Below are 10,484 nucleotides of genomic sequence, written 5' to 3'. Positions count from 1 at the left end.
CACATGGACCTCACTGGCGTTGATGACGGTAATCTCAACCTCGCCCCGCACAATCTCCGACTTCAGTTCGCGGGCCAACTGGTTGGACACCATGCTGCCCCCTACGCCGCCCCCTAACAACACTACGCGCGTCATCGGCGTTCCTCCTTCATATTCAGTAGCCTCGAGCCGTTCCCGAGGCCAATAGGGTCTCTACTTCACCTTTTTAACCTGGACTTTAAAGATGCCGTCCTCCTCCACGTTGCCCACCACCTCATGGCCCGCACGCGCAACCCATTGAGGAATATCCTTGGCGGACCCTCGATCGGAGGACCAGACTTCTAACACCGTGCCGACAGGCTCCTGCCTTATTCCCTTGATTAATTCCATTAACGGACCCGGGCAAAACGACCCGCGCGCATCAATTACTTTGGCATCGGCCTCCATGTTGCATCCCCCTTAGAACGTTAGTGATGTGCCGCCGCTAACCTGGCCTAAGAATCCGGCGATGCCCATCATGTCATCGAAAATGGGCACGAGTTGAGAAAGTTCCCAATGCTTCATATCGGCCACCAAGCTGCAGGCATACAAATGGACGTCGCCCATTTCCTTGGCCTCGCGAAAAAGCCCCACATAGTCGGGTGAGGCGGTCTCGGCGATCATTTGCCCAATCGGCCCTTTGACGACGGCCTCCCGTTCGCTGGCGTCCTGATGGAAGGCCGGCAGCGCCTCCATCGACACGAAGACATTAACCGGCTGTCCCAGGCTGCTCGCCACCAGCGTCACCATGGCGGCTGCGTGGATTTTGGCGTAGTCACCCGAAAGCAGCATTAGATTTAATGTATCCCCCATACATCTCCCTCCCGATCCCCACTATACCCCATACGGTATCTTCGTGCATCATTATGCGGGCTTCCATATCCTGACCACACGGAATTGGTTGCAACCCACAAACCCAAGGATGGGTTCTTGACGCTGGACACGATTGCCCCACGAAGGCCAGGAATGAGCCGCAATGATAGGCGTTCTAGATCAGCGACTGCGAAGAAGCGGTTCCTCCAACGGACCGTCTCACCTGGGTGACGATTTATAGTCCAATAGGGGGACATTCGAATGTTAGGAAAAATTTTCTTATGCGCCCCTATAGCGGTTTGGTATCGCGAATAGAATGACGTCTCGCGACAAAAACCGGCGTGGCGGTCAAGGTACCTGGCGACTCGTGTCGAATGGGAATTCAGAGGATAAGCCAAAGGGGCGACCTGTATGCGTTGGGCAGGATTACCCGGAATCACCATTTTCTCCGTTGGTTGGGTAGCAGCTGGGTGTGGTTCGAAGTCCGCTCCCGCAGCAGCTTCCCCGTCAGGGTCGCAGCACGCCCCGATTGCAGCTGCATCACCTGCGCCGACCACGGCTCTATCGCCTTCGACGGCTGCCGGAAACACTCGCCGCCCCGCGTCGGTGGTTGTCACGATTCCAGAGGCGACGCGCGGAAAGACGGTCGCCATCCCAGTCAATACCACGCATATGACTTCATCTCAGGCCCACGCGTTAGCATCAGAATTAAACCAATTGACCCGGTTGCTGAACTGCTTGCAGCAGCCGTAAATACCGGAGGTGTATGCATTTGACCCGTAAATTCGTTGCACCACTAGCCAGTGCCATGGTAATTCTGGCGAGTGTGCCCACCATGGCCGCTGCATGGCCATGGTCCAGGGAGCCATAGTCAAGCCGCACAACATGCTGTATTGCCAAGCCAGGCCGCTCGTTCGGCACAGTCTGCCGTGAATGGGCAGTCGCCTACGAACCAAAGCAATTCGTCCCACACGACGGTCAGTACCAGCGTGAGCACCTCTCCCTCGGTCGGAACGACCCAAAGCTCAAAGCATGCCTCTGGACAGCCGTCGGGCGTTAAAACCGCGGTGGCGGAAATCCATACATTAAGATCGGAAATACAGGCCGCTCGCATGCAATATGTATCCGCCGTGCAAACGTACCTTCATGCCTTGTCAACTATCTTGACGAGTGGACAAAGCAGTACGGCGGCAACTGCACCGAGCCAACTGCGCACCATTAATACGACTCTGGCTCAAACGGTGAAGATGGAAATGGCGGCCAACGCCGCGCCCTCCACCACCACTGGGAGCACCGGCACGACCACCAGCCCAAGCACAACGGTCACGACGCCCTCGCCATCGGCGCCTGGGTTTACTCCTCCAGGGCTCATGGCAGTGGTGGCCAAATTTCAAGCTGAGTTGGCCGCGTTGAAGGCTGCAACAGCACAGGTGCAGAGCTTGACGTCTCAACTAAGCACCTCGACTAGCACGACAAACCCATCGCCCTCAACCAGCCCGTCTCCCACGACGAGCACTACGCCGTCGGCCAGCCCATCAACCGGCGGCAGCTAGCGTTCGTCTTGGGCTGATTCGCGCTGGATATACTGCGAGCGGTCCCGCGCTCTAAGTGAGCGGGGACCGCTCACTTGCAACTCTGGCCAAATCCATTCGTGCCCTACTCATTGGTAGCTTGGCCATTTTGCCCAACAGCCAACTATGTGCTGCCACGCCCCGACATCTGCGCAATCAGCTTAGTTCGGGGTCACGGCCTTATTCAAATCGGCAGGTGGACGACCAGCGCTGTCAGCACATGCACTCACTCATGACTTATGGCATGCGCATTGGATGTCACTTGGTATAGATGACGCCTGCAACCCACTCCCTCAACGACCGATTCCAAGAAAGAGGGCCAAGCATGCAGGAACTCGCCCGCAATATGTCGAATTATCGGTCTACTGTTCTGCGAAAAACCCTCAACTCCCAACGGAAACCCATAATCATTGGCTTTTTCCTAGGTCGAAAAGACGCAATTTTCGTAGGACTTTATCGGCGCTGCGTTTCGGCCACTGATACTGGACGAGTCGTATCCCTGCCAATCACCATAGCGAGAGGGTTCAACAAGCCATCCAAACGGCCAGAAATTACAGGCCCCGTGCCGGCTGATACTTTAAGGAGGAATTCGATGAAAGCGCGTTCATTAACGTTGGCGTCAGCGGCTCTGGCCGTGGGCATCGCCACATTAGCGGCCGGTTGCGGTTCCACTTCCGTGGCTCAGGGTCACACAGGGAACACCGGCGGAACCCAAACGGGCGGAACTCTGACCGTAGCAGAGACGCCGCAGACCAACATCGACTGGTATTTGCCCCTTACCAATGCGGGGGCCGACTCCGTCGCCAACGCGGTGCTGCAGAACCAAATCTTCCAACCGTTGATCATCTCAACGACCAGTATCAAATCGTGTGGAAGTCATCGGTCGCTTCGAAGATTACGTACAATAATGCCGGCACTGTGTATCACGTCTTCATCGGAAAGAAGTGGAAGTGGTCAAACGGCCAACCGGTGACCGCACAGGACCTTCTCTTCAGTTGGAATGCGATGAAGGCGGCGTCTGCCGCGAACGCCCCTAGCCCTTGGCCGTATGTCGGTGCCGGAACCGGCGACATCCCCGATGGTATTGCCAGCGTTGTGGCGAACAATTCCCACGAGGTTACTTTTACGCTGAAACAGCCCGCTAACCAACAGTGGTTTATCTATAATGGCTTAATCTAACTCATTCCGATGCCCGCAGCGGAACTTAACAAATATGCTAAGGGCCCCAACGCCACCAGCGCAGACTGGACCCAAGAAATCAAGTATCTCGGCTCAATCGCTACAACCCCTAAAGCCGCCCAGTTCGCCAGCGACGGGCCCTATGAACTGGTCAGCGCCACACCCAACCAAAACTGGATCTTGAAGCCCAATCCCGAGTATGGCGGGTATAAATCGCGGGTTAGCAAGCTTGAGTTCGTCTATGAGTCCTCGTCGACAGCCGAGTTTTCCGCCCTGAAAACTCATCAAATCGACTTGGGATACCTTGACCCATCCCAATTGGGGTCCAAGGGCGAGTTGACGTCCCAAGGGTTCAAAGTTGTGCCAGCCTACTCGCTGGCGGTCTTTTGGACGGAACTCAACATGTGGCCAAATACGCAGTATGCGTCAACCTTTGACAACCTCTATGTACGAAAGGCTCTGGAAATGGCGACAGACCAAAAAGCCATTGTCAAAGACATCTACAAGGGTTATGGCGTTCCCCAGTACGGGCCGATTCCAGCCACGCCCAAGACCAAGTTTTATGACGCCAGTGCCGAACCTAAAATTCCTTATGACCCCGCGGCAGCCAAAAAATTGCTGGAAGCCCATGGCTGGCATCTTAAGAATGGCGTGATGACGAATGCCCAGGGTCAACAAATGAACTATACTCTGCTATGGGTTACTGGGTCCCAGACCGCCCAAGAGCAGGTCCAGTTGATGCAACAGGACTGGAATGCCATCGGTGTGAAGACCACACTAAAGGGGGTCAACTTTAACCAATTCCTCACCATGACCTCCGACAAGACCAGCAATGCCTGGCAAATTGGCGTCGGTACTGGTTGGTTTTACGACGGTCCCGGTTGGCTTCCGACCGGGGGTCAATTGTTTAGTTCCACAGCCCCATCTGGCACCGGGTATGCGAACAAAAAAGAAGACGCGTTAATCGCCGCCACCCACACGCCATACGCGAGTCAGGCGCAGTTCATGAAAGCGTTCGACAAGTACGAGGCGTATACCGCGCAACAGTTGCCGATGTTGTGGCTCCCCAATCCCGCAGGCATTAACGTGTACGCTCCCAATGTGCATGGAGCGACACAATGGATGAACACCGTGACAGGAGAGCCCCAATATAACCACATTTCCCTTTCGTCGAGCAACTAGCGCGAAGGCCTCGGGGATCCCCAAAACGGTACGTGCTGCCCCACATCGAAGTTGATGAGTCGACACGCCCATGGAAGGCCAAGCCCGGGCTCCAATTGGAGGCCCGGGCTTCGCTTATGCTGAGCGCCATATGAGGGAAAGCGGGCATTCTTGTCCAATACTGCAATTTACAGTATACTGACGAAACGACATCCCATTGCTACGGTTCCATGGGGACATACTAGCCGGGACCCGACAGCACAGCTTAACTCTAAGGAGGACAATCCCATGCAGGAACAATTGGTCCGTCAAAGCATCGTGAATGCAGCGCATCTATTGGCTGAGTCCGGTATGTTGTTTCGCGGAGAGCATGCCAATCTCTCCGCACGTCTTGACGATACACACATTGTGATGACCCGAGGTGGGTCCATTGCCAACCTCGGCGTCGATGATTTGGCCGTTCTGGATTTAAATGGTCATTTGACCCAGGGCGAAGCCATGGATCCGACCATGCAGGAAGTCGTTCAGATGCACACGCGGGTCTACCAAAACCGCGGAACGGTGGGGGCGGTCATTCATACCCACGCTCCCCATGTGAGCGTATTCGCTGTCGCCCACCAGCCCATTCCCCTGGTCTATGAACCGCTCTTGCGGTTCGGTGTAACTGAACCCATTCCGGTTGTGCCATGGGCTCCCCGCGGTTCGGAAAAGTCCGTCGGCGCCATCGTCGACGTGGTGCAAAATCATCCTGGGCTCCCGGCCGTGATGATGGCTAATCATGGCGCGTTGGTTTTCCATGAAGACCCCATGAGTGCCGCACGCCTGCTGGCAACATTGGATGAAGCGGCCCAACTCATCATTCAAGCCAAGGCGCTGGGAGGGGCGAAGGAATTGCCCCGAGAAGCCATTGATGCGGTGCGAGAACGCATGGCGGAATTCGGAAGTCGTCGCTAACCCAACGAAGGAGAGGGAGGACGCCGCCTCCCTCTCTCTCTAATGGTTTCCGTTAACGGTGACGGGAACGCCCAAAGACACCGTTCATACGGGAGTAAACAGACGGTTTTGACCAACGTAGGAAAGGACCTGGAAAATGCGCGATTCCACCGCTGGAAACGCCGCGAGCCGCGCTCCCAAACGCGCCATCATACTTGAGGGGCGCGCACTGTGGCTTAGCTTTGCTGCCGCCACCACCGGAACCTTTATGGTCAACCTTGACTCCAGTGTGGTGAACGTGGCGCTACCCGTTCTTCAACATCAATTCGCACTGTCCATTGAGACGCTGCAATGGGTCATTACCGCCTACCTCCTCGTCATCACCGGGCTGCTTCCCGTAACCGGACGAATCGCCGATGCGTTGGGCCGCCGAGAGGTATTCTTGATCGGTATCGCCACGTTTGTTGCCGGATCGTTGTTTAGTGCGCTCGCCCCTAGTTTTATCGTCCTGGTCCTGGCGCGTGCCTTTCAGGCGCTAGGCGGTGCCACCATTATGGCAAATGTCATGGCCATTATCGCTTTGGTATTCCCAGTCGAAAAACGTGGTCAAGCGTTGGGGTTGATTGGTTCCGTCGTCGCTGCCGGCACCTTGGCGGGTCCGCCATTGGGCGGCATGTTAACCGCCTGGTTTGGATGGCGGAGCATCTTCTGGATCAATCTCCCAATTGGCATTTGGGGGCTCTGGGGGTCGTGGCGCTTCCTCCCCCGCTTTGTACCGGATCCGGAGGCGCCGCTAAAACGCATGGATTGGACCGGAGCGTTATTGTTTCTCACGTCGACATCCCTGTTGCAGTTTGGTTTGGCGAATTGGCACCGATATTGGGGGATGGGGCTTCTAGGCCTCGATGTCGTCTTGGTTTACGGATTCATTCGTTGGGAAAGCTCCCGGGCATATCCGCTCATCCCGTTGCGCTTATTCCGCATCAGGGCCTTTTCGAGAAACCTAATATCGGGCATGGCTTATTGGGTGTTAATGATGTTCCCCTCATTTCTTCTCCCCTTCTATCTACGCTACGATCTCGGATTGCCGGTGAGCTTGATCGGCTTAAGCCTGATGCCGCAAGCGTTGACCATGATTCTCGTGTCCCCGCTGGGAGGCAAATGGCTTAATCGCGCCGGCGTGTTGTGGCCAGGCCGTACCGGCATGGGCTTCCTCATGCTGGCTGATGCTCTGTTTCTTGTGCTCCCACGCCACGCCCCCCTATGGAGCGTGTGGGCCATTCTGGTGGCCGTTGGTGCTGGCGCAGGTCTGTACTCATCTCCCAACAACGCGGCCGCGCTTAATTCAGTCGGTGTGGGCGACACGGGGCTGGCCTCTAGCCTCTTAGCAACGCAACGCAATATGGGACGTGCGGTTGGTGTCGCCTTCGCCTCCATAATGCTTTCTGTCGTCTGGATGATGCATGGCCTTGGTCCGAATCCCAACCATGCCGACCCAGCATACCCTCTATGGTTTTACTGCGGATTTCGCGGAGCATTTGCGATCTCGTTGGCTTTCGGTGTCCTGGGCATCTGGACGCTCACGGCGCCTGACGCGACGCGAGAGGGTATGCGATAGGCAAAGGAGAGCGTGGGGCGGATGTCACGCAGCTATCAACCCGGAAAGCATTTGGTAGCCTTCAACCTATGCATGGTCGAGTTATACTCGGGCGTCAAAGAAGCATTCTGCCACCGGTGACTATCGACGACGGGCAAGGCTGTCACCTCTTCCACCTGGATACCGGGGACCACATCTACCGCATTACCGACCACGGAGTAAGGCGATGGTAAATGTGAGATCGAGGTGAAGCTTCAAGCCTATTGCACGGATTCACCAACAAAAGAAATTCCCTAAAAACTAAACCACCGGCTTGCTGGCTCGGCGCCACGCATCCATTCCGCCTTTCAAGTGAGACACTTGCCGAAAACCCTGTCTCAATAATGTTGCGGCGGCCGCCTGACTCCGATGGCCCGTTTTGCAAATCAACACCACATCGGCATCGGCCGGCCAACGCGTTATTGCGCTAGACTCTTGACCTAATGGGATTGAAACAGCCCCCGCGATATGACCCGCTTCGAATTCGCGGGTCGTACGGACATCAATTACAACCGGGTTCGATATGAGCTTTTCCTGAAGCTCGTCAGGCGTTAAATCGCGCAAGTCTTCGGGGTGCCGGAATAGCCTAAAGAGGTTCGTCATACCAATCTCCTCCCAATCAACCGGTTGGCTTAGGACATGGACTCCATCCATAGTAGTGCCCGCCTTGGCTTAATTATAGGGGGTTAGACAGTCTCGTGTCGCTTCTTCTCAACAGGGGGCCGAATCGAGTCTCCCGCGCGCGTCTCCCCTCTAGATCACAAAAGCCCACGCCCTGGGAAGTGGCGAGTTTCCACCCGAAGTGAGTCGATTCCCTTCTTCCGCGCTAATCCCGACCACGCCGGCTCCGAAAGTCCTTGACCCCTGTGATTAAGTTTTTTGAGTGTTGGGCCGCCCGGGAACGTAGGTCGATGCTCGTATTAACCACTACTTTGGTTACAGGCAGGTCAAGGAGAATGCCTATGATAAACGCTAGGGGACCCCGCATATTGGGTTGGCCCGGTTCAGCAGCTATCGGTCTCGTTGCCGGCGTTTTGGCACCCGGCGGTCGATCCAGAGGAGGTTGCCGGCATCCTGCAGGCGGCCGGGTGCGACGTCCTGGGCAATCGGTTGGTAGCCGGGGCTCTCATGGGTCACCGCCCAGTTAATATTGATATCAACCGGGATAGGGGGAATCGACTGGTGGAAGCCCTTGTTAAGGCGCACGGACATCCGCCCCAGGTCCGAGAGGCGGAGAACCGGCGGCTTTCGACTGGCGCTGCGTGAGGCGCCAGGCCAGAGTCCCTACCACCAACGCTCCAGGGTGGAAATGAGTGTTGGTTCAGTGGGAGGTCTCCGCCCGGGGCGGGAGTCGACCACCAGTCAGAACGGTATTGTATTGTTAGACCCGGCTAAGGCATTTGTCAGATGCTGCCGATTTTCTACACTAAAAATAATATGGAGTGTTGGGAGAGGAAGGGACACGTCATGACCCTTATCAGCGAACCTGTGACGGTGCATTTGGGTGATGGTGGGATGATCGAGGCGTTTACCTGGCGGGGTATTCGGCATGTAGTAGCCGAGCAACTGTCCAATGCGCGCCGGGTCGACTTTCATTCACCCTGGTACCTTCGCCGCCATCAACGCCGGGTCCTCGTCAAAACAGAGGACGGAGGCTTCTACGAGCTTTACGCCGACCGTCCCGGCCACTGGGTATTGTATCGGAAGCTGGATGACCCCTTTCAATCCTAGTCGATCGAGAGTTAACGGGAGATACAGGCGGTTGGTCCGGAATCGGGACGAGCAGCCCTCCCCCAAGAATAGCGATGTCTTTGATGGAGCAAACTTGTCGTGGTGACGGGCCATGGTGACGGATTGCATCCAATCGCAAGACCAAAAATCCCGCAATGCTTGACAGCATGATGGACGTGGCATTCCCGTCAATTCGGTACGGCGACAGTATTTGGAATCATCAGCCTTCATTGTAAAACGCGATTAGCCTACGTTTCTACGGTCGATGGCTTCGCGCTTGCCCCGGACCCGTAAGCCACGGCTTCCTCAGAACCCGGACGTGTGGCGGGTTTCGTGCCACGCCCATTTTCTGGCTGCCTTCCAGAGATGGGAGGCCCCGATACAAGGATTCAGCGTTGCCTATCCGCGTTGTACGCGCGGCGCCCACAAGTGGGCACCGTCCGTACCGTGGGCCCTCGAGCGGAATCCATGTCGGGGGGCACGACAGGCTCCGAGGACGAACTTCTTAGCCCAGACACGCCGCGACCGACGGATCCAGGTCGGGCCTAGCCCGGGCGTTGCGTGGTGCGGGCTCAGCGGACCGTTTGCCCCCGAAGCTGAGAAACCTTTCCAGTATCCTCCCTCCCCATCCATCAAGCGAACCAATTCCTACTCCCTTTACCCTGCGTTCTCGAGGCTATCGGTCACTCCATTGCGGTGCCCGCTTTTCTAAGAATGCCGTCATCCCTTCCATGGCGTCCGGCGTCGGGCTTTGCCGTGTCATGTACTCAACACCGTACTGCGCTGCACCTTCCTCAGTCATTTCCAGCTGCTGGTGCAGAAACTCCTTCCCTGCTGCGAGAACGGGAAGACTCCAGCGCGCAATCTGTTGGGCAAACTGCCAGGAGGCAACGGCGAGGGCTTCCTCGGGCACGACACGGTTCACCATTCCCGATGCTTGGGCATCCGCGGCACTGATGAAGTCCCCGGTAAACAGCATCTCGGCCACTTTCTTCCGGGGCACATTACGGGCCACTTGCACCGAGGGGCTCGCGCAGAAATACCCGATTTTGACCCCGGGTGTGGCAAACTGCGCTGTCTCCGAAGCAATTGCCAAATCGCAGGCAGCCACCAATTGGCAACCAGCCGCCGTGGCAATGCCTGCGACCTCGGCGATAACAATTTGCGGGAGATGCCGAATCACGGACATGGTGCGGGCACACTGTTGAAACAGCGCTCGCACGTCCCCGGCGTCGTGACCGAGAATTTCGCGCAAGTCGTGGCCAGCGCTAAAAACGGTGCCGCTGGCGCGAATGATGACCACATTGACATTCGTCGCCTGGCCCACACGGCCAAGCTGCTCCTCCAAATCGATTAGCATCTGCCGCGAGATCATTCCTGTAGGGAGTAGTTCTTGGAGTTTGTGTGCATGAAAGCGCCTCCCGTACGATGAGTGTGTGAAG

The 10,484-nt window shown here is 56.5% G+C and carries 9 protein-coding genes and 1 pseudogene; 4 read left to right on the top strand and 6 right to left on the bottom strand.

The window, feature by feature from the left end:
* Positions 1–192: 192 nt before the first annotated feature.
* The 3 genes from HIJ39_RS19225 to HIJ39_RS19215 form a co-directional block, all read right to left on the bottom strand.
* Positions 193–426, bottom strand: coding sequence for a sulfurtransferase TusA family protein (locus tag HIJ39_RS19225; RefSeq protein ID WP_169102598.1), 234 nt, complete (start codon positions 424–426; stop codon positions 193–195).
* 12 nt (positions 427–438) lie between these two features.
* Positions 439–831, bottom strand: a complete 393-nt coding sequence (locus HIJ39_RS19220; protein WP_169102596.1) for a DsrE family protein — start codon at positions 829–831, stop codon at positions 439–441.
* Positions 832–1,539: 708 nt separating this feature from the next.
* Positions 1,540–1,731 (bottom strand): hypothetical protein, encoded by a 192-nt coding sequence (locus HIJ39_RS19215; protein WP_169102594.1) that lies wholly within the window; start codon positions 1,729–1,731, stop codon positions 1,540–1,542.
* 1,538 nt (positions 1,732–3,269) lie between these two features.
* On the opposite strand from HIJ39_RS19215, the pseudogene HIJ39_RS19205 reads away from it, so the two are divergent.
* The 3 genes and pseudogenes from HIJ39_RS19205 to HIJ39_RS19195 all read left to right on the top strand — a co-directional run bounded on the left by HIJ39_RS19205 (position 3,270) and on the right by HIJ39_RS19195 (position 7,293).
* Positions 3,270–4,763 (top strand): annotated as a pseudogene (locus tag HIJ39_RS19205) (peptide ABC transporter substrate-binding protein).
* Positions 4,764–5,030: 267 nt separating this feature from the next.
* Positions 5,031–5,696, top strand: coding sequence for a class II aldolase/adducin family protein (locus tag HIJ39_RS19200; RefSeq protein ID WP_169102588.1), 666 nt, complete (start codon positions 5,031–5,033; stop codon positions 5,694–5,696).
* Between the two features lie 136 nt (positions 5,697–5,832).
* Complete coding sequence (locus HIJ39_RS19195) at positions 5,833–7,293, top strand: MFS transporter (RefSeq protein WP_169102586.1); 1,461 nt, start codon at positions 5,833–5,835, stop codon at positions 7,291–7,293.
* Positions 7,294–7,572: 279 nt separating this feature from the next.
* On the opposite strand, the gene HIJ39_RS19190 is transcribed toward HIJ39_RS19195, so the two are convergent.
* Together HIJ39_RS19190 and HIJ39_RS19185 are read right to left on the bottom strand one after the other, a co-directional pair.
* Positions 7,573–7,914, bottom strand: a complete 342-nt coding sequence (locus HIJ39_RS19190) for a rhodanese-like domain-containing protein (RefSeq protein WP_169102584.1) — start codon at positions 7,912–7,914, stop codon at positions 7,573–7,575.
* A gap of 408 nt (positions 7,915–8,322) precedes the next feature.
* Complete coding sequence (locus HIJ39_RS19185) at positions 8,323–8,517, bottom strand: hypothetical protein (protein ID WP_169102582.1); 195 nt, start codon at positions 8,515–8,517, stop codon at positions 8,323–8,325.
* Between the two features lie 261 nt (positions 8,518–8,778).
* Here HIJ39_RS19185 and HIJ39_RS19180 point away from each other — a divergent pair, with 261 nt between their 5' ends.
* Entirely contained in the window at positions 8,779–9,042 is a 264-nt protein-coding gene (locus HIJ39_RS19180; protein ID WP_169102580.1) for a DUF6504 family protein, read from the top strand.
* Positions 9,043–9,718: 676 nt separating this feature from the next.
* Here the strand turns inward: HIJ39_RS19180 and HIJ39_RS19175 are convergent.
* Positions 9,719–10,484 (bottom strand): enoyl-CoA hydratase-related protein (locus HIJ39_RS19175; protein WP_169102578.1); only part of this gene is annotated, 766 nt, incomplete at its 5' end.

Source organism: Sulfobacillus harzensis (genome assembly GCF_012933365.1).
GTDB classification, from domain to species: Bacteria; Bacillota; Sulfobacillia; order Sulfobacillales; family Sulfobacillaceae; genus Sulfobacillus_B; species Sulfobacillus_B harzensis.
The sequence above is the reverse complement of the archived record's forward strand: the minus strand, read 5'-3'. Positions and strand labels throughout refer to the sequence as shown.